This is a genomic window from Vibrio sp. Scap24, assembly GCF_013394185.1.
In the GTDB taxonomy this organism is placed as follows: domain Bacteria; phylum Pseudomonadota; class Gammaproteobacteria; order Enterobacterales; family Vibrionaceae; genus Vibrio; species Vibrio pomeroyi.
This window is the reverse complement of record NZ_CP041332.1, coordinates 359731-386555: the sequence shown is the minus strand read 5'-3', so window position 1 is coordinate 386555 and position 26825 is coordinate 359731. Positions and strand designations below refer to the sequence as shown.

Sequence of the window (26825 nt, the reverse complement as noted above, 5' to 3'; positions counted from 1 at the left end):
TTTCCTCTAATTAGTGTCTCATAAATGGGAATTACTTCTGCTTTGCTACAAACGCATAGTTAGCCTCAATTAATGCCCCATGTTTGCTAATGATTTATCAACTTTATTGCTGTATATATTTATAAATAATGAGGTGCAATTACATTGTGAATTTATTTGCATATAAATCAGCACCATACTAACTTTTAACTAAGTTTTTCAAACCCCAACAAGAATACCTCGATTTGTGAAAAGACGTCCCTTAGCACAGACATGGCATTTTTTATGGGGAAGACTAGGCTTAAGAGTAAGTAAACTATAAAAAAACAGGTGAAATGCTTTTCTCTTTTTAGGCCAGTTGGACGTGACAATGGATTGCCGTTGATGAGAGTTAAGTCTGCATTCAAATGAAACCTGAAATTGCTATTACAAATAATTTTCACAGCGCTCGAGAATAGTGTTTTGTGACAACGGGGGATATATGGATATCGAAGTTTCGCGCCAGGTTGCGGTAGTTGAAGCAGCTAGTGGAGATGTCGTCGTAGTTAAGCCAGACGGCAGCGCAAGAAAAATTTCAGTTGGCGATACCATCCGTGAAAATGAGATCGTGATTACGGCCAACAAGTCAGAACTTGTATTAGGCGTTCAGAATGATTCGATTCCGGTTGCAGAGAATTGTGTCGGTTGTGTTGATGAAAATGCAGCTTGGGTAGACGCCCCAATAGCGGGTGAGGTTAATTTTGACTTACAGCAAGCAGACGCAGAAACCTTCACCGAAGACGACCTTGCTGCTATCCAAGAAGCCATTTTAGGTGGTGCCGATCCGACTCAAATCTTAGAAGCAACAGCTGCTGGTGGTGGACAAGGTTCTGCAAACGCAGGCTTTGTGACGATAGACTATAACTATACAGAAACTCATCCCTCGACATTTTTCGAGACCGCAGGTCTGGAAGAACAAACCGTTGATGAAGACAGAGAAGAGTTCAGGTCGATCACTCGTTCATCAGGCGGCCAATCAATCAGTGAAGCTCTTACTGAAGGCTCGATATCTGATAATACTTATCCTCAATCTATCACGACTATAGAAACCATCATTGCTGGTAGTTTAGCGCTCGCTCCAGATTCTTTTGCTCCAGAGGCTTTATCCCTCGCCTCATTACTCAGTGAGCTAAACAGTGACATAACCTCAAGCGGCCAGCCTGTCACCTTCACTTACGACGCGACAAACAACTCTATTATTGGTGTCCAAGGTACCGATACAGTTTTAAGCATCGACATTAATGCCGTCAGTGTTGGAAATAACATTGAGCTTTCTTTAATCACAACGATTTTTCAGCCGATTGATCATGTAGCGTCTGTCGGTGGTGGCCAAGTTTCCTATACTGGCGATCAAATAGATATTACTTTCGATATTCAAGGCGAAGACACCGCTGGAAACCCATTAGCAACACCTATCAACACGCAAGTTACCGTATTTGACGGGGTAGATCCGTCTGCTGAAAGTGTGAATATCAGTAACGTTGAAACGAGCAGTGCTGCAATCGAAGGCACGTTCTCCAATATCGGAAGTGACAACCTTCAATCAGTAGTCTTTGATGCAAGTGCATTAGAGCAGTTTGATGGCGTACTCAGTGACAATCAGAACACTCTGGCAAGACTTTCTGATGATGGCACGACGATCACTTTGGCTATCCAAGGTCGTGGTGAGGTGGTTCTCACTATCTCACTTGATACCGATGGCACTTATAAATTTGAGCAGTTTAATCCGATCGAACAGATCGGCACTGACTCACTCTCTTTTTCGCTGCCGATCACGGTTACGGACTTTGACCAAGATGTTGTAACTAATACCATTAACATTGAGATTACTGATGGCGATAGCCCGGTTGTGACCAATGTTGACAGTATTGATGTTGATGAAGCTGGTATTGTGGGTGGTTCTCAAGAGGGAACCGCGCCTGTAGCGGGTAGCGGAAGCATCACTGCCGATATTTTTGAAAGTGACATCATCGATCATTACGAGCTTGAACCTACGGAGTTTAATACTGGTGGCTCTTTAACGTCTAATGGCGAAGCCGTATTGCTTGAGCTTATTGATGAAACTAACGGTGTAAGAGCTTACGAAGGCTATGTTGAAGTCAATGGTTCTCGAATTACGGTCTTTGACGTGAAAGTTGATAGTCCATCATTGGGGAACTATGAATTCACTCTGTACGAAGAGCTTTCTCACCAAGGCGCTGAAGACGCGTTGTTGACCTTCGCTCTGCCTATTTATGCCGTTGATGCGGATGGAGACCGTTCTGCACTGTCTGGAGGCTCGAACACACCAGAAGCCGCTGAGATTCTCGTCAATGTAACAGATGATGTTGTGGAGCTAGTTGATAAGGTTGAGTCAGTCACTGAGCCCACTTTAGCGGGTGATACTATTGTTTCGTATAACCTGTTCAATTTCGAAGGCGCAGATGGCTCTACAATTCAATCGTTTAACTATGATGGTGTTGATTACTCACTAGATCAAAGCCTGCTTCCCGATGCGCCCCAGACTTTCAGTTTTACTGAGGGTGTCGTCACTATCTCATTAAACGGTGATTTCAGTTTTGAAGTCGCTCGTGATATCGACCACTCAAGCAGTGAAACGATAGTAAAACAGTTCTCATTTTTAGCTGAAGATGGTGATGGAGATACTGATACCTCAACACTTGAGCTGAGTATTACCGATGGTCAGAACCCAACTATAGATCTGATTCCACCTGTCACTTTATCTGAAACAGATCTTGCCGATGGTTCTGCACCAAGCGGAAGTGCAGTGAGCGCAACTGAGACGATTACCTTTACTGCAGGCAGTGATGCTGTGGCGAGTTTCCGTATTGAACCAACTGAGTTCAATGTAGGTGGAGCTCTGACGTCCAATGGCTTTGTGGTTGAGATAAAAGAAGACTCTGCTAACCCGGGGACTTATATCGGTTTTATTACTGATGGCTCGAACGCTGAAGTTCCTGTATTCACCATTAGCTTCTCTAAGAGTACGTTAGGCGAATACACCTTTACTTTAATTGAAGCTTTAGACCATGCGGATGGTTTAGATAACAACGACCTGAGCTTCGACCTGCCTGTTTATGCGGTTGATACAGACGGCGATGATTCTCTGGTATCACAACTTAACGTGACCATTGGTGATGATGTCCAAATTATGCAAGACGGTACGTTAGATATCATCGAGCCAAATCTGGCTGATGGTACGATAACAACCAACACCATTGATGTGATGCCAAGCCAAAGTGCCGATGGCGCGATGATCACTCAATTTACCTATGACGGTCAACTACGAACGCTTGACCAAAATGATACTGGCGAACAGCAATTCAGTTTCACAGAAGGTAAGCTTTATATCACTCTTGAAGGTGAAGTGCGTTTTGAACCGAACCGAAACTTAGACCACTCGGTGAGTGAAGACATCGTGAAGTCGATTGTGGTCACTTCAAGTGACTTCGATAATGATTCTCTGATTTCTACCGTAACGCTGACCATTACCGATGGTGATAACCCTACGATTGACGTTATTCCAAGCGTTACTCTTTCTGAAACGAATCTGAGCGATGGCTCTGCTCCAAGTGGCAGCGCAGTCAGTTCGACTCAAACTATCACGTTCACCAATCAAAGTGATGATGTTGAGGAATTCCGTATTGAGCCAACGGAGTTCAATACTAACGATGCTCTTAAATCGAACGGTTTAGCTGTTGAATTACGTGAAGATCCGGCAGGGTCGGGTGACTACATTGGTTTTACTACTAGTGCGACGAATGTCGAAACCACGGTATTTACGCTGAGTTTTTCTAGCACCACATTAGGTGAATATACCTTCACTTTACTTGAAGCCTTGGACCACCAAGACGCCCGTGGCAACAACAACCTCAGTTTTGATTTACCCGTTTACGCGGTAGATAGCGACGGCGATGATTCACTTATGTCTCCGTTAAACGTCACTATCGGCGATGATGTTCAAATCATGCAAGATAGTACGTTAGATATCATCGAGCCGAATCTTGCAGATGGCACAGTGACAACTGGTATTGTCGATGTGATGCCAAATCAAAGTGCCGATGGCGCAACGGTGACGCAATTCACTTATGATGGTCAGGTTCGAACGCTCGACCAAAATGACAATGGCGAGCAGCAGTTTAGCTTCACAGAAGGTGAGTTGTTCATCACTCTTGAAGGTGAAGTGCGCTTTGAGCCTAATCGTAACCTAGACCACACGCTGAACGAAGACATCGTGAAGTCGATTGTGGTGACGTCTAGCGATTCTGATAACGATGTGCTGACTTCAACCGTCACGTTGACCATTACCGATGGTGATATCCCAACCATTGATAATGTGCCAACAGTGAACTTGTCGGAAACCAATCTCAGTGATGGCTCTGCACCAAGTGGCAGCGCGGTTAGCTCAACTCAAACCATTACTTACACTACTCAAAGTGATGATGTGACAAGCTTCCGCATTGAACCGACTGAGTTCAACGTTGGCGGTACTCTCACATCAAACGGATTAGCGGTCGAGCTGAAAGCTGACCCAACCACACCGGGCGGCTACATCGGTTTTGTTACGGATGGTTCGAATGTTGAAACCAACGTGTTCACGATTAGTTTCTCGGATACCAATTTAGGCCAATACACCTTCACCTTACTTGAAGCACTAGACCATGTAGATGGCCTCGCAAATAATGATTTGAGTTTCGACTTACCGGTTTACGCGGTCGATAGTGATGGTGATGATTCACTGGTGTCTCAACTGAATGTGATCATCGGTGACGATGTTCAAATCATGCAAGGTGGTACGTTAGATATCACTGAGCCAAATCTTGCAGATGGTACAATCACAACCAATACCATTGATGTGATGCCAGAGCAAAGTGCTGATGGTGCAACGATTACCCAGTTCACTTATGACGGCCAAGTTCGAACACTGGATCAAACAGACACTGGTGAGCAACAATTTAGCTTCACAGAAGGTGAGTTGTTCATCACTCTTGAAGGTGAAGTTCGCTTTGAACCAAATCGTAATTTGGACCACACGCTTAGCGAAGACATCGTCAAGTCGATTGTGGTGACCTCAAGCGATTTAGACAACGATGTACTGACTTCCACAGTGACGCTGACCATTACTGACGGTGATATCCCAACCATTGATGCGGTACCAAGCGTTACTTTGTCTGAAACGAATCTCGCCGATGGTTCTGCACCAAGCGGAAGTGCAGTGAGCGCAACTGCAACGATTACCTTTACTGCAGGCAGTGATGATGTGGCGAGTTTCCGTATTGAACCAACCGAGTTCAATGTAGGTGGAGCTCTGACATCCAATGGGTTTGCGGTAGAGATTAAAGAAGACTCTGCTAATCCGGGCACTTACATAGGCTTTATTACTGATGGCTCGAACGCTGAAGTTCCAGTGTTCACCATTAGTTTTTCTGCGAGTAGTTTGGGCGAATATACTTTTACTCTAATTGAAGCGTTAGACCATGTGGATGGTTTAGATAATAACGATCTGAGTTTTGATCTGCCTGTTTATGCGGTTGATACAGACGGCGACGATTCATTGGTGTCTCAACTGAATGTGACCATTGGTGATGATGTCCAAATCATGCAGGACGGTACGTTAGATATCATCGAGCCAAATCTGGCCGACGGTACGGTGACAACCAGCACCATTGATGTGATGCCAAACCAAAGTGCTGATGGCGCGACGATCACCCAGTTCACTTATGATGGTCAGCTACGAACGCTTGACCAAAATGATACTGGCGAACAGCAATTCAGTTTCACAGAAGGTAAGCTTTATATCACTCTTGAAGGTGAAGTGCGTTTTGAACCGAACCGAAATCTCGACCACTCGTTGAGTGAAGACATCGTGAAGTCGATTGTGGTGACTTCAAGTGATTTTGATAACGATCCGGTGACTTCAACCATTACGCTGACCATTACTGATGGTGACAATCCGACTATTGATGCGGTGCCGAGTGTATCACTTAAAGAAGCGGATCTCGCTGATGGCTCATTGCCAAGTGGTAGTGCGGTAAGCTCGACTCAAACCATCACGTTCACCAACCAAAGTGATGACGTTGTTCGTTTCCGTATTGAACCAACTGAATTTAATACTAACGATGATCTTAAATCGAACGGTTTAGCCGTTGAGTTACGTGAAGATCCGGCAGGGTCGGGTACTTACATTGGTTTTACTACTAGTGCGACGAACGTAGAAACTCAAGTATTCACATTGAGTTTTAATGCTGGTTCATTGGGTGAGTACACATTCACACTCATCGAAGCTTTAGATCACCAAGATGCCCGAGGCAATAACGAGCTCAGCTTTGATCTGCCTGTTTATGCGGTAGACAGTGATGGTGATGATTCAGTGATGTCGCCGTTAAGTGTGACCATCGGTGATGATGTTCAAATCATGCAAGACGATACGTTAGATATCGTCGAGCCGAATCTTGCAGATGGTACCGTGACAACCGGTACTGTCGATGTGATGCCCAATCAAAGTGCCGATGGCGCGACGATCACTCAGTTCACTTATGACGGTCAACTTCGAACGCTTGACCAAAATGATAATGGCGAGCAGCAGTTTAGCTTCACAGAAGGTGAGCTATTCATCACGCTTCAAGGTGAAGTGCGCTTTGAGCCTAATCGTAATCTAGACCACACGCTGAACGAAGACATCGTGAAGTCGATTGTGGTGACGTCTAGCGACTCCGATAACGATGTGCTGACTTCAACCGTCACGTTGACCATTACCGATGGTGATATCCCAACCATTGATAATGTTCCAACTGTGACTTTATCGGAGACCAACTTAAGTGATGGCTCTACACCAAGTGGCAGCGCGGTTAGCTCAACTCAAACCATTACTTACACTACTCAAAGTGATGATGTGACCAGCTTCCGTATTGAACCGACTGAATTCAATGTTGGTGGTGCTTTGACATCAAATGGTTTTGCGGTCGAACTGAAGGCCGACCCAACCACACCGGGCGGCTACATCGGTTTTATTACGGATGGTTCGAACGTTGAAACCAACGTGTTCACGATTAGTTTCTCAGATACCAATTTAGGCCAATACACCTTCACCTTACTTGAAGCGTTAGACCATGTAGATGGCCTCGCAAATAATAATTTGAGTTTCGACTTACCGGTTTACGCGGTCGATAGCGATGGCGATGATTCTTTGGTTTCTCAGTTAAATGTAACCATCGGTGATGATGTCCAAATCATGCAAGGTGGTACGTTAGATATCACTGAGCCAAACCTTGCAGACGGCACAATCACAACCAATACCATCGATGTGATGCCAAATCAGAGTGCTGATGGTGCAACGATTACCCAGTTCACTTATGACGGCCAAGTTCGAACACTGGATCAAACAGACACTGGTGAGCAACAATTTAGCTTCACAGAAGGTGAGTTGTTCATCACTCTTGAAGGTGAAGTTCGCTTTGAACCAAATCGTAATTTGGACCACACGCTTAGCGAAGACATCGTCAAGTCGATTGTGGTGACCTCAAGCGATTTAGACAACGATGTACTGACTTCCACAGTGACGCTGACCATTACTGACGGTGATATCCCAACCATTGATGCGGTACCAAGCGTTACTTTGTCTGAAACGAATCTCGCCGATGGTTCTGCACCAAGCGGAAGTGCAGTGAGCGCAACTGCAACGATTACCTTTACTGCAGGCAGTGATGATGTGGCGAGTTTCCGTATTGAACCAACCGAGTTCAATGTAGGTGGAGCTCTGACATCCAATGGGTTTGCGGTAGAGATTAAAGAAGACTCTGCTAATCCGGGCACTTACATAGGCTTTATTACTGATGGCTCGAACGCTGAAGTTCCAGTGTTCACCATTAGTTTTTCTGCGAGTAGTTTGGGCGAATATACTTTTACTCTAATTGAAGCGTTAGACCATGTGGATGGTTTAGATAATAACGATCTGAGTTTTGATCTGCCTGTTTATGCGGTTGATACAGACGGCGACGATTCATTGGTGTCTCAACTGAATGTGACCATTGGTGATGATGTCCAAATCATGCAGGACGGTACGTTAGATATCATCGAGCCAAATCTGGCCGACGGTACGGTGACAACCAACACCATTGATGTGATGCCAAACCAAAGTGCCGATGGCGCGACGATCACTCAATTTACCTATGACGGTCAACTACGAACGCTTGACCAAAATGACACGGGTGAACAGCAATTCAGCTTCACAGAAGGTAAGCTTTATATCACTCTTGAAGGGGAAGTGCGCTTTGAGCCGAACCGAAACTTAGACCACTCGGTGAGTGAAGACATCGTGAAGTCGATTGTGGTCACTTCAAGCGACTTCGATAATGACTCTCTGACTTCTACCATTACGCTGACCATTACGGATGGTGACAATCCGACTATTGATGCGGTGCCAAGTGTCACGCTCTCTGAAACGAACCTGAGTGATGGTTCCACGCCAAGTGGCAGCGCGATAAGCTCGACTCAAACCATTACGTTTACCAACCAAAGTGATGACGTTGTTCGTTTCCGTATTGAGCCAACGGAATTCAATACTAACGATGACCTTAAATCGAACGGTTTAGCCGTTGAGTTACGTGAAGATCCGGCAGGGTCGGGTAATTACATTGGTTTTACGACCAGCGCGACAAACGTAGAAACTCAAGTATTCACATTGAGTTTTAATGCTGGTTCATTGGGTGAGTACACATTCACACTCATCGAAGCTTTAGATCACCAAGATGCACGAGGTAATAATGACCTCAGTTTTGATCTGCCTGTTTATGCGGTAGACAGTGACGGTGATGATTCAGTGATGTCTCCGTTAAATGTCACTATCGGTGATGATGTTCAAATCATGCAAGATGGCACGTTAGATATCGTCGAGCCAACCGTCGCAGATTTGGCTGCTGGCACAGTGACAACTAACACCATTGATGTGATGCCAAACCAGAGTGCTGATGGCGCGACGATCACTCAGTTCACTTATGACGGCCAACTTCGAACGCTTGACCAAAATGACACTGGCGAGCAACAGTTTAGCTTCACAGAAGGCGAGTTATTTATCACGCTTGAAGGTGAAGTGCGCTTTGAGCCCAATCGTAATCTAGACCACACACTGAACGAAGACATCGTGAAATCAATCGTGGTCACGTCTAGTGACTCCGATAACGATGTGCTGACCTCAACCGTCACGCTGACCATTACCGATGGTGATGTCCCAACCATTGATAGTGTGCCAACTGTGAGTTTGTCAGAAACCAATCTGAGTGATGGATCTGCACCAAGCGGCAGCGCGGTTAGTTCAACTCAAACCATTACTTACACCACTCAAAGTGATGATGTGACAAGCTTCCGAATTGAACCGACTGAGTTCAATGTTGGTGGCGCTTTGACATCCAACGGTTTGGCCGTCGAGCTGAAAGCTGACCCAACAACGCCGGGTGGTTATATCGGTTTTGTTACGGATGGTTCGAATGTTGAAACCAACGTATTCACGATTAGCTTTTCAGGTACCAATTTAGGCCAATACACCTTCACCTTACTTGAAGCGTTAGACCATGTTGATGGCCTCGCAAATAATAATTTGAGTTTCGACTTACCAGTTTACGCGGTCGATAGCGATGGTGATGATTCGTTGGTGTCTCAATTAAACGTAATCATTGGTGATGATGTCCAAATCATGCAAGGTGGCACGTTAGATATCACGGAGCCAAACCTTGCAGACGGCACAATCGCAACCAATACCATCGATGTGATGCCAAATCAGAGTGCTGATGGTGCGACGATCTCTCAGCTCACTTATGACGGTCAACTACGAACACTAGATCAAACAGACACTAGTGAGCAGCAATTTAGCTTCACAGAAGGGGAGTTATTTATCACTCTTCAAGGTGAAGTTCGCTTCGAGCCAAACCGTAATCTAGACCACACGCTTAGCGAAGACATCGTGAAGTCGATTGTGGTGACCTCAAGCGATTCAGACAATGATGTACTGACTTCTACAGTGACGCTGACGATTACTGATGGTGATATCCCAACCATTGATGCCGTGCCAAGTGTTACCTTGTATGAAACGAATCTCGCCGATGGTTCCGCACCAAGTGGCAGTGCTGTAAGTCAAACAGAGACGATTACTTTCACCAATCAAAGTGATGATGTAGCAAACTTCCGTATTGAGCCAACCGAGTTCAATGTGGGCGGTGCACTGAAATCGAATGGCTTTGTGGTTGAGATAAAAGAAGACTCAGCGAATCCAGGTACTTACATTGGTTTTATTACCGACGGTTCGAACGCTGAAGTTCCAGTGTTCACCATTAGCTTCTCTACGAGCGTACTGGGCGAATACACCTTTACTTTAATTGAAGCTTTAGACCATGCGGATGGTTTAGATAACAACGATCTGAGCTTCGATCTGCCTGTTTATGCAGTTGATACAGACGGCGACGATTCATTGGTGTCTCAACTGAATGTGACCATCGGTGATGATGTTCAAATCATGCAAGACGGTACGTTAAATATTGTGGAACCGAACCTTGCAGACGGCACGATCACGACCAACACCATTGATGTGATGCCAAATCAGAGTGCCGATGGCGCGATGATCACTCAGTTTACTTATGATGGTCAGCTACGAACGCTTGACCAAAATGATACTGGCGAACAGCAATTCAGCTTCACGGAAGGCAAGCTTTATATCACCCTTGAAGGTGAAGTGCGCTTTGAGCCGAACCGCGACCTAGACCATTCAGTTAGCGAAGACATCGTGAAGTCGATTGTGGTGACTTCAAGTGATTTTGATAACGATCCGGTGACTTCAACCATTACGCTGACCATTACTGATGGTGACAATCCGACTATTGATGCGGTGCCGAGTGTATCGCTTAAAGAAGCGGATCTCGCTGATGGCTCATTGCCAAGTGGTAGTGCGGTTAGCCAAACGGAAACCATCACTTTCACTAATCAAAGTGACGATGTTGAGAAATTCCGTTTAGAGCCAAGTGAATTTAATACCAGCAACGCGCTCAAGTCCGATGGCTTAATCATTGAGATTCGAGAAGAACCAACAGGTTCAGGCAATTACATTGGTTTCACGACTGATATTTCGAATGTCGAAACCACAGTGTTTACACTCGATTTCAGCAGTACCACTTTGGGTGAGTACACCTTCACGCTTTTGGAAGCGATAGACCACACGCCGATTCAAGGCAATAACGATCTAACATTCAACTTGCCAGTTTACGCTGTCGATAGCGACGGTGATGACTCGCTAATGTCGCCACTGGCAGTAACTATCACTGATGATATTCAAGTGATGGTTAATGACTCTCTCACTATTGAAGAGCCAACGGTTGCAGATTTGGCATTAGGTACGCCGACTACGCCTATCGTTAATGTCCTTGATGAAGAAGGTGCTGATGGCACGACCATTACTCAGTTTACTTACGATGGTGGTGCTGTATTAACGCTTGACCAAAATGATACGGGCGAGCAGAAATTCGTGGTTGCAGACGGGTCATTGTATATCACTCTACAAGGCGATATTCGTTTTGAACCAAGTCGTAACCTTGACCATACTGGCGGCGATATCGTTAAGTCGATAGTCGTAACCTCCAGTGATTCCGATAGCGATCTTGTGTCTTCAACGGTAACGCTAACCATTACTGATGGTGATATCCCAACCATTGATACAGTGCCAAGCGTTACGCTGTCAGAAACGAATCTGAGTGACGGTTCTGCTCCGAATGCAAGTGCGGTAAGTTCAACTCAAACCATTACCTTTACTAATCAAAGTGATGACGTGACGAGCTTCCGCATTGAACCGACTGAGTTTAATGTTGGTGGTGCTTTGCAATCGAACGGATTGGCGGTTGAGTTGAAAGCGGATCCAACCACACCGGGTGGCTACATCGGCTTTGTGACAACGGCTCCGAATGTTGAAACTAACGTGTTTACGATTAGCTTCTCGGATACCAATTTAGGCCAATACACCTTCACCTTACTTGAAGCATTAGACCATGTAGATGGCTTAGCGAAGAATGATCTGACTTTTGATCTTCCTGTTTATGCCGTTGATAGCGATGGTGATGACTCACTAGTATCTCAACTTAACGTCACCATCGGTGATGATGTACAGGTTATGCAAAACCAAGCGCTTGATATTATTGAGCCAGCGGTTGCTGATTTGGCTGCGGGAACTCCAACCACAGCCACCGTTGACGTAATGCCTAATCAAAGTGCCGATGGCGCGACAATTACCCAGTTTACCTACGATGGCGGGACGGCAATAACACTCGACCAAAACGACACAGGTGAACAGAAATTTGTCTTTACTGAAGGTTCTCTGTTCATCACCTTGCAAGGTGAAGTTCGCTTCGAACCAAACCGCAATCTGGATCACACGCTGAGCGAAGACATCGTGAAGTCGATAGTGGTGACCTCAAGCGATTTAGATAACGATGTGGTGACGTCAACGGTCACTCTGACCATTACTGACGGTGATATCCCAACCATCGATGCGGTGCCAAGTGTTACCTTGTCTGAAATCAACCTAGCAGATGGTTCAACTCCAAGCGGTACTGCTGTCAGTCAAACAGAGACGATTACCTTTACCAATCAAAGTGATGATGTAACCAGTTTCCGTATTGAGCCAACCGAGTTCAACGTGGGTGGTGCACTTAAATCGAATGGATTTGCGGTTGAGATAAAAGAAGACTCTGCGAATCCGGGCACTTACATAGGTTTTATTACCAATGGTTCGAACGCTGAAGTTCCAGTGTTCACCATTAGTTTCTCTACGAGTAGTTTGGGCGAATACACCTTTACTCTGCTTGAAGCGTTAGACCATGCGGATGGTTTGGATAACAACGATCTGAGCTTTGATCTACCTGTTTACGCTGTCGACAGTGATGGCGATGATTCACTGGTGTCTCAACTCAATGTGACCATTGGTGATGATGTCCAAATCATGCAAGACGGTACGTTAGATATCACTGAGCCAAATCTTGCAGACGGAACCATCACAACCAACACCATTGATGTGATGCCAAATCAAAGTGCCGATGGTGCGACGATCACTGAATTCTCATTTGGCGGTATTGTCAAAACACTCGATCAAAGCATCGTAGGTGAGCAGCAATTCAGTTTCACAGAAGGGGAGTTGTTTATTACTCTGCAAGGCCAAGTGCGCTTTGAACCGAATCGCGACCTTGACCATTCAGTTAGCGAAGACATCGTGAAGTCGATAGTAGTAACCTCAAGTGATTTTGATAACGATCCTGTGACTTCAACCGTAACACTAACCATTACTGATGGTGATATTCCAACCATCGATGCGGTGCCAAGCGTTACGCTCTTAGAAACAAACCTAGCTGATGGTTCTGCGCCAAGTGGTAGTGCGGTGAGTCAAACGGAGACGATTACTTTCACCAACCAAAGTGACGATGTTGTTCGCTTCCGTCTGGAACCAACCGAGTTCAATACGAACGATGCACTTAAATCGAATGGTTTAGCGGTCGAACTGCGTGAAGATCCTCAAGGATCTGGTCAGTATGTTGGTTTTACTACCAGTTCGTCTAATGTAGAGACGACAGTATTTACGCTGGACTTTAACGCTGGAGCCTTAGGCGAATACACATTTACCTTAATCGAAGCTCTGGATCATCAAGATGCACGTGGCAACAACGATTTAAGCTTTAATCTGCCTGTGTATGCGGTTGATAGTGATGGCGATGACTCGTTAGTTTCTCAGCTTGGTGTGACCATTGGTGATGATGTGCAATTGATGCAAGACGGCACAATCACCAGTCGTGAGCCGGCATCAAGTGTTGAAACATCAAATACCTTTGATGTGATGCCAAACCAAAGCGCCGACGGAGCGAAAGTCACTTCATTTGTTTTTGACGGTAACACTGCAGAAAGCCTTGATCTAAATGTGAATGGTGAACAAGAGTTCGTCTTCGCGGAAGGCTCGGTATTTATTACGACGGAAGGTGAGATACGATTCGAGCCTGTACGTAATCAAAATCATGCAGGTGGTGATATTACCAAGTCGATTGAGGTGACGTCTGTTGATCTCGATGGCGATATTGTCACATCGACAGTGACACTTAAGATTGTTGATGGTGACCTTCCTACAATCGACCTTGTTCCTGGGATTACGTTATCTGAGGTGGATCTGGCTGATGGCTCTGCGCCAACGGGTAATCCAGTAACGATGACACAAACCATTACCTATACCGTAGGTAGTGACGACGTCAGTCATTTCAGAATTGACCCTACGCAGTTCAATACTTCGGGAGCTTTGAAATCAAACGGTTTAGATGTCGAGATAAAAGAGCAACCAGCTAATTCTGGTAATTATATTGGCTTCGTTAAAGACGGTTCTAACGCAGAAATTAACGTCTTCACGATTAGCTTCTCGACGAGCAATTTAGGGCAATATACGTTCACACTGCTTGAAGCATTAGATCATGTAGATGGATTGCAAAATAATATACTAAGCTTCGATGTCCCTGTGTTAGCGGTTGATGCGGATGGTGATGATTCTGCAATGTCGCCAATGACGGTTGCGATCACCGATGACGTACAAGGTGTTCAAGATGGTACCTTGAGTATAACTGAGCCTTCATTAGCTGATTTGGCATCGGGCACGCCACCTACGACACCAATTATTGATGTTATGCCAACGCAGAGTGCTGATGGCGCGAAAGTGACACAATTTACTTACGATGGTGGTACAGCTGTAACGTTAGACCCAAGCATCGCCACAGAACAAGTCTTTACCGTAACCGATGGCTTGCTGTACATCACTATTGAAGGGGAAGTTCGTTTTGAGCCGAGCCGAGATCTAGACCATTCATCTGGCGATATCGTAAGAACGATTGTCGTTACCACCAGTGATTTTGATAACGATACAGATACTGCAGATGTCACTTTGACGATCAAAGACGGTATCGATCCAGTAATTGACGTGGTTCCAGATGTTAACTTATCGGAAGTTAACCTAGCGGATGGCTCGACACCAACTGGTTCTCCGGTCAGTTCGACTCACACAATTACGTATACAGAAGGAAGTGATGACTTTAGTCACTTTAGAATTGCGACCAACGAATTCAACCCTGGTGATCTGTTGAAATCAAGTGGTCTTGTTGTTCAACTAAAAGAAGATCCTTCTTCTGCTGGTGACTACATTGGTTATACCGATGATGGTATGGGTAACGTTACCGATGTATTTACCATTAGCTTTGATAGTGTAAACAAAGCTCAGTTTACATTTACCTTAATCGAGGCTCTCGATCATCTTGATGGCGTGCTTTACAACGATCTCACGTTCCGTTTGCCTATCTATGCCGTTGATACAGATGATTCTGAATCAACGAAACGCGATGTGGTGGTTACGATAGAAGATGACCTCCAGCAAATGCAAGATGGCTTCTTAACCATTACTGAGCCTAATACTGGTACTCCTACAACGGCTACCGTTGATGTGATGCCAATACCAAGTGCAGACGGTGCGACCATTACGCAGTTTACGTATGACGGTGGCTCTGCAATTACTCTGAATCAAAGTATTAGCGGTGAACAAGAGTTTGTTTTCACGGAAGGTTCACTGTTTGTGACATTAGATGGTGATGTGAGGTTTGAGCCAAATCGAAACCTTGATCACTCAGCAGGCGACATTGTTAAATCGATTGTGTTCACCTCTTCAGATTTTGATAACGACATCTTCTCATCAAAAGTCACTCTCACCATTGTTGATGGTGATGGACCAACAATAGACGTTGTGCCGGGTGTGGCATTATCAGAAAGCTTACTTGCGGATGGTTCTACGCCTAGCGTAAACCCTGTGAGTATGACTCAAACCATTACTTCACTTGCAAGCAGTGATGATATTGCTGAAATAGTGGTGGAAGTAGGGCTGTTCAATACCAACGGCGTGTTGAAGTCGGATGGCCTTGAATTGAGTTTGCGCGAAGACCCTGCAAACTCTGGTGACTACATCGCATTCACGACGGATGGTTCGGGTGTTGAGAAAGTTATCTTCACTCTAGACTTTGATGACATGAATCCGAGCCAATATACGTTTACTCTGCTTGAACGTTTAGACCATGTTGATGGCTTGGGAAATAACGATCTGAGCTTTGATCTTTCTGTTTATGCAGAAGATACCGATGGTGATATTTCTGCGTCTAAACCGCTTACTGTCACTATTACTGATGATGTCCAACTGATGCAGTCAGGTGCGCTCAACATCACAGAGCCAACCACAGGAACACCGACTACAACAGTCTTTGATGTGATGCCTGCGCAAAGTGCAGATGGCGCCACAATCACTAAATTTACCTATGGCAGCCAACCTGAAGAGTCACTAGTACAAACCGACACGGGTGAACAAGAGTTTATGTTCGCTGAAGGTTCCTTGTTTATCAATCTCGAAGGTGATGTACGTTTCGAGCCTAAACGCAACCTCGATCATTCTGGTGGTGACATTGTTAAGACCATTACGGTGACATCGGAAGATAAAGATGGCGACATTGTCACTTCAACAGTGACGCTGACTATTGCAGATGGTGCTCCACCAGTAATAGACACAGTACCAACGGTTGCATTGGAAGAAGCGAATTTAGTCGACGGCTCTTCTCCGGGATTACCCGTGAGCCAAACTGAAACCATTACTTTCACAGCAGGAAGTGATGATGTGAGCTACTTCCGTATTGATACTACTCAGTTCAACACATCTGGCGATCTGAAAGCGGATGGTTTGGTGGTTCAGCTAAAAGAAGATCCTCTGAACAGCGATAATTATATTGGTTACGTTGAAAGCGGCGGTGTACAAACGGATATCTTCACCATCACGTTTAGCAACGTGGTTCTAGGAGAGTACACATTCACCTTGTTGGAAGAGTTAGATCACCTTCCAGTACAGGGTAATAACGATCAAGTTTTCACCTTGCCAGTTATCGCTGTCGACAAAGACAATACTGACTCAGCGATGAAACCGCTAACGGTGACCATTACTGATGATGTGCCAACCATTACTGATACGACTGTTGCAAGTACGTTTGTGGTTGATGAAGATGATTTAGGCACTCTGGCACAAGCAACGGGTTCGTTTGTTACCACAGAAGGCGCAGACCAAGTTGAGGTTTACGAACTGCGTAATATCTCAACGCTGGAAGCAACGCTATCGTCGGGCAGCGAAGGTATTAAGATCACTGAAATTACCGGTGCTGCTAATACGACCACCTACCAAGGGGCAACCGACCCAAGTGGAAAGCCAATTTTCACATTAGTGTTGACTGATGATGGTGCTTACACCTTTACCTTGCTTGGCCCTCTCAATCACGCTACGACACCGAGTAACCTCGATACATTAACAATACCATTTGATGTTGTTGCCGTTGACGGTGATGGCGATGATTCTAACCAATATGTATTGCCAATCGAGGTGCTAGATGATGTGCCTGTGATGACCGCTCCGACCGGTGAAACGGTTGTTGATGAAGACGATCTTACAGGTATTGGGTCGGATCAGACGGAAGACACCATTATTAATGGATTGTTCACTGTCGATGAAGGCGCCGATGGCGTTGTGAAGTATGAACTGGTTGATGAAGACTTGGTTCTGGCTGGCTTAACTTCCGATGGAGAAGGCTTAGAGTGGTTAACTGTTTCAGAGGTAGGCACAACATTTACCTATGTTGCTCAAACCGTGACGAGCAATGAGGCGGTGTTTGAGATTACTTTCGATACCTCGGATAACAGCTATCAGTTTGAATTGTTTAAACCTCTTAAACACCCTGATGGTGGCGATGAAAACAACATCGAACTTGGTTTCTCAGTTGTGGCTGAAGACTTTGACCAAGACCAATCAAACGCGATTGATCTGACAATCACAGTGACGGATGATGTTCCGTTAGTGACAACTCAGTCGATTACTCGTCTTGAAGGTCAGAATTACAATGGTTCTAAAGTCGATATGTTTGCCAATGCGACGGATGTGGGAGCTGATGGCGCAGCACTGACTCGCATAGAGGGTATTACCAGCAATGGTGCCGATATTGTGTTCCGAACAGGAAACAACGGGCCATACAGCAGCGGCTTAGATTTAAGTAGTGGCAGCCAAGTGGTTCGAGTCTACGAGCAGACGAATGGAGGAGCTGATACTCGTCAACTTGGTCGATTACGTATCGACTCAAATGGTGAAGTTGAATTCAGAGCTAATGGTTATCTAGATCATAACGGCCTTGATACCATCGACTTCTCGATTAACGTGATTGCGACGGATGGAGATTTAGACACCTCTGAAACCCCGTTAGATATTTCGATTACTGATAGGGACTCTACAAGAATTGCGCTGAAAGTGACGACCTTCGAGGATGCGGGTAGAGACTCAACCATACCTTACGCAACAGGCGAAGAGCCGACTTTTGAGAATGTTCAAGATAACCAGATTGATTTGCCTGATGCACCAGCGCAAGTTGCGCTGCAAGTGAGTCTGTATGACCAAGATAACGCTGAATCTATTGGGCAGTTGACGATTAAAAGCCCGAACGGAGGTGACAGTCACCAAGGTACTTTTTATTACTTGGATGCTGTTAGCTCTAAGTACATTGAATTAGTGCCTGAGCCAAATGGGAGCATTATATTTGGTCCTCCTCAACTCGAACAAAGCTTTGCTCCTAATCCTAATGAACCGAGACAAACTATCGCGACGATAGACAACTTGTTCTTTGTTCCGGACCAACACGCTAGTTCGGATGAAACTGGTGGGCGAGTTCGTTATGAGCTTGAAATTGAGAAAAATGGCAGTACAGATCACACCGTCAATTCAAACTTCAGAATTGAGATTGAAGCGGTAGCGGATATTGCAACGTGGGATGATTCCAACAGCACGTATCAATATCAAGTGAACGAAGATGAAGACGATGTCACGTTGCAACTGAACGCAGTGTCACAAGATAATAGCCAAACTGAAACCATTACCTATGAGCTTGAAGCTGTTCAAGGCGACGGGAAGTTTGAGCTGCTTGACCAAAATGGCACAGTGCTTACGCCAGTTAATGGTGTTTATATTATCGCATCTGCTGATATCAATAGCACCGTAGTTAATCCTATTGATAACTTCTCTGGGCAAATTGAGTTCAAAGCGACGGCAATTACGGAAGAGACGCTTAACCCATACGATGATTCAGCTAATGGTGGGGTAGACAAAACGACCGCTCGCTCTGTAGAGCAAAACATCATCATTGATGTGACTGCTGACGCGGATCCTGGCTCGTTCAGTGTTAACCGAATTCGTATTAATGAAGACAATATTGATGATCCAGACTACATAGGTCCTCTGGCGAATAAAGATGCCTTCACATTGGATGAAGTGATCACCATGAATGGCTCGGTGGACACTGATGGCTCCGAAGAGCTGTTTGTTCGCATCAGCAATATAACTGAAGGTGCGGTGCTTTATTTCCTTGGAACCACCACACCGGTTCCGACAATCACCATTAACGGTGTCGATTATCAGGAAGTGGCGTATTCAGATCTAGCCAACGTAGAGATCGTTCCGGCTAAACACAGCAATGTTGACTTCACGTTTGAGGTTACCGGTGTTGTCAAAGACACCGCGAACCTTTCTACAGGTGCGCAAGTCGATGAAGAGATCCTAGGTACTAAAACGGTTAACGTAGAAGTGAAAGGTGTTGCTGATATTCCTTACGGCGGTACCAACGGTACGGCATGGACTGCAATACCTGATACCGATCCTAACCCTGCAAGCGGTGTTCAAACTACCATTCAGGAGAGCCAAAACGGCGATAGCTTTGCTGAGTTGGACTTCACAGTGTTGTCTGGAGAAAGAAGACCTGATACTGGTACTACGCCATTAGCTGACGATGGCTCGGAGTCTATAACGGTTATTCTATCGGGCATTCCAGATGGCGTGATTCTCGAAGACGGCGACGGTACGGTGATCGACCTTAACTTTGTTGGTTACGAAACGGGACCGGGCGGTAGCCCTGATTTATCTAAACCTATCTACGAAGCGAACATTACAGAGGCGGGTAAAACCTCAGGTATTCGCATCAGACCTGTCGACTCATCGACAGAGAATATCCACATTCAAGGTCAAGTGATAGTGACCGAGAACGATGGCCATACCTTAACGTTCGACCAAGAAGTTCGAGTACTAGTTGAGCCTAGGATCGATACCTCAGCAACTTACAATACCGTGACCAACGGCGACGAAGATACGGCTATCAACATCGATTGGCACCCAGAAGGTACTGACTATATTGACGATGATGAGCATTTCACTTCTATTATCATCAGTGACATTCCAACGGATGTTGAAAGTGTTGTGGTTAATGGCGATGTAACTTGGGTTTACGATGCTGCCGCAGGGACTTTAACCATTACTCCGAAGAGTGGACAGACGGCAGAAGAGTTTACTCAAATCGCGCTGAACAATAATTTTATTCAGATAACACCCGAACAAGATTCAAGTACCGACTTTACGCTTAATACGGTTGTTATGATTGAAGAACGCGATCATGAACATGTTGATGCAACTGACCCTAGCCAGGGTATTGCTACAGCGACAATCACGGGCTCAATTGATGTTCGTGTGCGACCTGTGGTTGAGCCTGAAGATGCGAGCAACAAACTGGTGGTCGATGAGGTCGCAGGTCTTACAGACTTGGGTACAGTGGTCGCGGATGCTCTAACTGGTGTTCTCAAATTTACAACCAACAGTGACAATACATCGGTTACGGATGAGTTTGTTATTCGATACCAAGAAACAGATGCTTCATCCGCTATCGAAGAAGTGGACCAGTTAGTTATCCAATTAACAAACGTGGACGACTCGGCGCTATCAGATGATGTGCTTAATCAGTTACTTGTTATTGGTGCCGCTTATGAAGGCAATGGTCGTTGGGTGGTAACCAATGAAGATCTGTTTAGCATTAGTGCACCGAACGGTCTTGCTTTTCCACCTCTATCAGGCACCTCTGGTGTGTTCAATGACATCAAGATGACCATCTATAGTACCGTTATTGATCGAGGTGATGGCGCTGAAACTGAGTCATCAGCTGCGGTTCAGAGGGAAGGCGAGGTGAACTTGTCATTCCCAGAAGTGCTTGTTGGCGGGAACGAGGTAGCTGCAGATATTACGATGACACCAGATAGCGTTGTCGATGCTGTAGAGGATACACAGTTAGACTTAGGAACGGCACTAAATAGTCTGATCACATTCTCCGGTGAAGACGCTTCAACAGACCAAGTGACTATCATTATTGATGACTCTGTGACTATCCCGCCAGGAATAACTTTCCCAATCAGTTTAGGAGGAGGCAGTGATGTTGACTTCGTAAACGGGAAATATGTATTTGAAACAACGGTCGATCAGGGTGTTCCAACGGATTTCTCAGGTCTACTACTTAATCTGCCTGCTGACTATTCTGGCGACTTTAGGTTGCCGTTGACGATAGTAACTAAAGACGTATTGTCGGGTGATGAGAAAACTCTAGTGACAGAAGTGGTCATTAAAGTTGCACCAGATGTTGAAGGCAACCCTGATATCGATGTTACGGTTGTTGGTTCTCTTGACGATTCTCTTATCCCTGTCGATACCGATGGTCAAGCTGGACAAGATCCTGTCGGTTACGAAGATACTTACATTCAGCTTGATTTCAGCACAACCATTGCTGACCAAGTCAGTGGGGTTGAAGGGGGGGATGAAAAATTCACTTCTATTACGCTGACTTTGGATGACACGAGTGTTGGCGCTTTCTATGATGGAACGGGTACGTCTCTTGGCACAACGGTGACCTTTAATGAAGCCCAGATCAGCGCAGGTGCTCTCGATAACGTCTTGTTCCGTCCTGCACTTAATTACCCAACGGGTAACGATATTAATCAGGTACAAGTTAATGTTAGCGGTACGATTACCGATACAGCGACCTACAATGACGCCTCGTCTCCTCTTGGCAGCGCAACTGACACAGATACCTTCTCTACAAGTGTGAACTTTGAAGTGGTCCCTGTAGTGGATGATGTCCAAATCACAGGGCCGGGTAGTGACCCTGATGTTATCGAAATTACGGGTAGCGAAGATCAAGAAATCTCGTTGTCTGGAACTAGCCCGATCTCAATTGGTTTGACGGATTTAGATGGTTCAGAATCCTTTGTTTCCATTAAATTTACTGACGTGCCGGATGGTTTCCAATTCCGAGTCGATAACAATTCAGACTTTACTGTGAAGAATAATGGTGGAGGAGTCTGGAGTGTCCAATTACCGCCTAGCGTGTCAACGTCATTTGATTTAAGTGAGATCTCTGTTCTACCGCCGAAAGATTTCAGTGGTACCTTTGAATTTGGTGTCGAAGTCTTTACTCAAGAGTCTTTGTTAGGTGTTCCAACGAATGCAGGTACGTTGCCGAGCTTTGAAGTCCATGTGCTTCCTGTGGGCGATGATGTTGATACCAATCCAACTGACTCTGTGACTGGCAATGAAGGCCAAAACATTGATATCGAAATCAATGCGACGATTTTGGATAAAGAGCTATCCGCAACAGGCAGTGGCACGTATAGCGAGAATGCGCCAGAAACACTTCGAGTTGAAGTGGCAGGCGTGCCTCAAGATGCGTCTATTTTCTACCCTGATGGTACAACCTTAGCGAGCTACGATCCTGTGACACAGCTATGGACACTGGATGTCTCAGCTCAGTCACTCGATAAGATCGTATTTAATTCTGGTGAACACAATAGCGATACTGGTAATGCGTTGGGCATTACTGGCCCATTGCAGGTCACAGTTCGCTCTGTGGATACCGATGCTGACAATACTGAATACTTGGGTACACCAACCATCTTCGATGTTGATTTAGTGATTGATCCAATTAACGATCAACCGACATTTGTGAATGTGACCAACATTGAGACGCCGGAAGATATTAGCATCGCTATCGATAACTTCAGTATCTACGATGTTGACGCTAACTTTGATAACCCAGATGCGCCATATACGTTGACGTTGGAAATTGATCAAACACTGCCGGGAGCGCAAGGTGTGTTTGAGTTTACGAGCTCACCTGACGTGACGTTTGTATTGCAACCAGACGGTTCATTGGTGGTTACTGGTAAAGAAGCCGACATCAATACCGCATTGACTAATGGGGCCGTGACTTTCAAACCCGACCCAGACCAGAACTATCTCAACCAGAGTGGTTTAGTCACGATCAATGCAACACTCGATGACGGCGGTAATAACGGCTTGATTGACGCCGGTGACCCGAATACAGCACAGACCAACCAAACTACTTTCACCATTAAAGTAACAGAAGTGAATGACGCTCCTGTAGCGACTGATGTTGATTTAGGTTCGATTTCTGAAGATGGTCAAATAGTGATTGTGGAAGGAGACTTGATTGCAGCGAGTTCTGATCTAGAAAATCATAACCTCACTGTAACTGGTGTCACTATTACACAAGGGCAAGGCCAGCTAACGCGCTTTGAAAATGCTGGTGGTGCTGATGACGCTGGGATAACTGGACCATTCTGGATATTCACTGCAGCTAATGATTTTAATGGCGACGTGAAGTTCAATTACGACATTATTGATGACGGTACCACCAACGGTGTGGATGATTTCCTGACCGATAGCGCTGAAATTAGCCTCATCGTAACGGAAGTGAATGACGCTCCTGTGGCAACTGATGTTGATTTAGGTTCGATTGCGGAAGATGGTCAAATCGTCATTGTTGAAGGTGATTTGATTGCAGCAAGCTCTGATCCAGAAAACCACAACTTAACGGTAACAGGTGTAACTCTGACTCAGGGACAAGGCCAACTAACGCGCTTTGAAAATGCAGGTGGCGCAGATAACGCGGCGATTACCGGACCATTCTGGCTATTTGTAGCGGACAACGATTTTAACGGCGACGTTAAATTCAATTATTCAATTACTGATGACGGTACAACTAATGGCGTGGATGATTTCCAAACCGACAGTGCTGAAATTAGTCTTGAAGTAACCGAAGTGAATGATCAGCCGGTGGCAACGGACATCGACTTAGGCAACATCCTTGAAGAAGGGCAGTTGATCATCAAAGAGGGCGATTTAATTGCTGCGACGAGCGATCTGGAAAATGACACGATTACCGTGACTAATCTGGTGCTCGATGAAGGTCAAGGTCAGCTACAACGCTTCGAGAACGCAGGTGGCGTTGATGACGCTATGATCACTGGCCCATACTGGGTATTTACGGCAGCTGATGAATACAACGGCAACGTTAAGTTTACCTATACCGTAGAGGATGATGGTACAACCAACGGCGCTAATGATTTCCTAACGGATACAGCGGAGATCACCGCGATTGTCGATGGAGTGAACGATACGCCTGTTGTTAATGGTGACAGTGTCACCACACTTGTCGATGAGGATGCTGGTCAACTGTTGAGTGGTATCAATGTCAGTGACCCTGATTATGTTGATACATTTTCTGATGACTTAATGACAGTCACGCTGACGGTGGATTACGGTACATTGAATGTATCACTTCCGGCAATGACGACGGTTGTTGTTAACGGCAACAACACGGGTTCAGTCATCTTAGTGGGGACATTGAGTGACCTGAATGCGTTGATTGATACGCCAACCAGTCCAAATGGTGTGTTCCTTGATGCGAGCCTGTCTCCAACCAATAGCATTGGATTAGAAGTTGTCGCCAAAGACAGCGGCAACCCTTCAGGTATTGCGATAGAGACAGCACCTGTGGTTTACAACATCGCGGTAACGCCAGTGGCGAATGCACCAACCCTGTCTATCGATAGTGCGACTAACTACGTGAGAAACATTACTGCGAGTCAGTCTGTGAGTGCGAGTGGCATTCCTTTAGTTGGGATTATCGCAGCCTTAACGGACATTACAGAAGAGCTAACGCTGCATATTAGTGATGTGCCTGCTGGCGCTCAAATCACCAGTACAGCGGGTTCAGTGACGGATCTTGGCGGCGGTGTGTGGGTGGCAACGGCGGATGCAATCGAAAGCTTGCAAGCGGTTGGGCTTTCTCAAACTCCAGGTAACTACACACTGAAAGTTGAGGCAGTTTCTGAAGAGACTGACAACAACGATACAGCGACCTCTGCATCGATAGACCTGAACTTGAACATTGTGTCGAATTCGGTTGATATCAACTTGGCTTCGGAAACCGATGATGTTCAGTTACTGGCTAGTGCTAATGCGACTGACTTAACGGGTGGTTCAGGTAATGACCGACTGGAAGGTGGTGCAGGTGATGATACGCTCGTGGGCGGTGACGGTAACGACACGCTCATTGGCGGCAGCGGTTCAGATATTCTAACTGGTGGCGATGGTATGGATTCATTCGTGTGGCTGAACATCGAAGATGGTGTTGAAGATACGATTACCGATTTTGATTTGTCTGAAGGGGACAGTATTGATTTGCGCGAAGTCTTGCCAGAGCTTAAGAATTCATCTCCAGACATGACTGCATTGCTACAACAGATAGATGCGAAAGTGGAAGGGGATGATATTGAGCTTACGATCAACCCAGATGGTATAGGAACCACAGAGCAAGTGATCGTGGTTGAAGACCTTGCTCCTCAGTTAACACTAAGTGGCACTATGCCTTCGGATATTCTGGATGCATTAGTACAGCAGAATGTGATCACTCACGGTTAACGCGAACCATTAAACCAAAACGAAATAGGCCAGCAATGCTGGCCTATTTTTTTTATCTAGAACGATAGAAGATTATTTCAGAGAGTTGTGGATCAGAAACTCTTCTTCAACGCCTTTCAATTTCATCTCATCCATAATGAAGTTCACAGTGTTCAGCAAGCGCTGCTCACCTTTAGGAATCAAGTAACCGAATTGGCTGTTGGTGAACGGCGTTTCGCAGCGTGCTGCTTCAAGGCGCTCGTCCGTCACTTGATAGAACAGACCTTCCGGAGTTTCTGTCACCATGACATCAACTTTGCCTTCCGCAACGGCTTGCGGAACGTCTAGGTTGTTCTCGTAACGTGTGAAGCTTGCGTTCTGCAAGTTAGCGTCTGCAAAAACCTCGTTAGTACCGCCAATATTCACGCCCACACGAACCGAAGACAGGTTTACTTTCTCAATGCTGTCGTACTGTTCTGCTTTACCTTTCGCAACTAAGAAACACTTACCAAAGGTCATGTAACCCTGAGTTTGTTCTGCGTTTAACTGGCGTTGCATTTTGCGCGTAATACCACCCATCGCGATGTCGTACTTATCGCTGTCGAGGTCGGTCAGTAGATCTTTCCATGTGGTACGAACAATCTGTAATTCAACGCCCAACTGCTCTGCAACATGTTTGGCTACGTCAATGTCATAACCAGAGTAGGTTTTGCCGTCGAAGTAAGAAAAAGGTTTGTAATCGCCTGTGGTACCGACACGAAGTGTGCCTGATTTTTGGATATCTTCTAATTGGTCAGCTTGTGCGACACCAGAAAGAGCCAGAGTAATGGAAGCAAGTAATAGTGATGTTTTTTTCATTGTAATTATCTGTTGTGTTTGTCTAGTTGTTAAAAGTAACAGAAAGAAAAGCAGAAAGAGATCAAACCATTGGAAAGTTTAAAAGAAAGTGAGATTACAAAAAATAGAGGTAAGAAAACTCTGTCTGAAAAGAGGGGGGTAACGGGTGTATTGGATGGGTTTCGAGAAGGAGGGGAGAAACATTAAAGTGCTATTCAGAGTTGAAAGTATGCGCAGGTTTGAGTAACAAACAAAAAGCCCATGCTATCGAATAACATAGGCT

The 26825-nt window shown here is 45.4% G+C and carries 2 protein-coding genes; one reads left to right on the top strand and one right to left on the bottom strand.

All coding sequences use genetic code 11. The features are described from left to right. Positions 1 to 460: 460 nt before the first annotated feature. Positions 461 to 25726 carry a retention module-containing protein gene (locus FLM53_RS01435; protein ID WP_176681012.1) on the top strand — a complete coding sequence of 8422 codons (25266 nt, stop codon included), beginning with the start codon at positions 461 to 463 and terminating at the stop codon, positions 25724 to 25726. Positions 25727 to 25798: 72 nt separating this feature from the next. On the opposite strand, the gene FLM53_RS01430 is transcribed toward FLM53_RS01435, so the two are convergent. Beyond that, complete coding sequence (locus FLM53_RS01430) at positions 25799 to 26563, bottom strand: transporter substrate-binding domain-containing protein (RefSeq protein ID WP_176681013.1); 765 nt, start codon at positions 26561 to 26563, stop codon at positions 25799 to 25801. Positions 26564 to 26825: the final 262 nt, after the last annotated feature.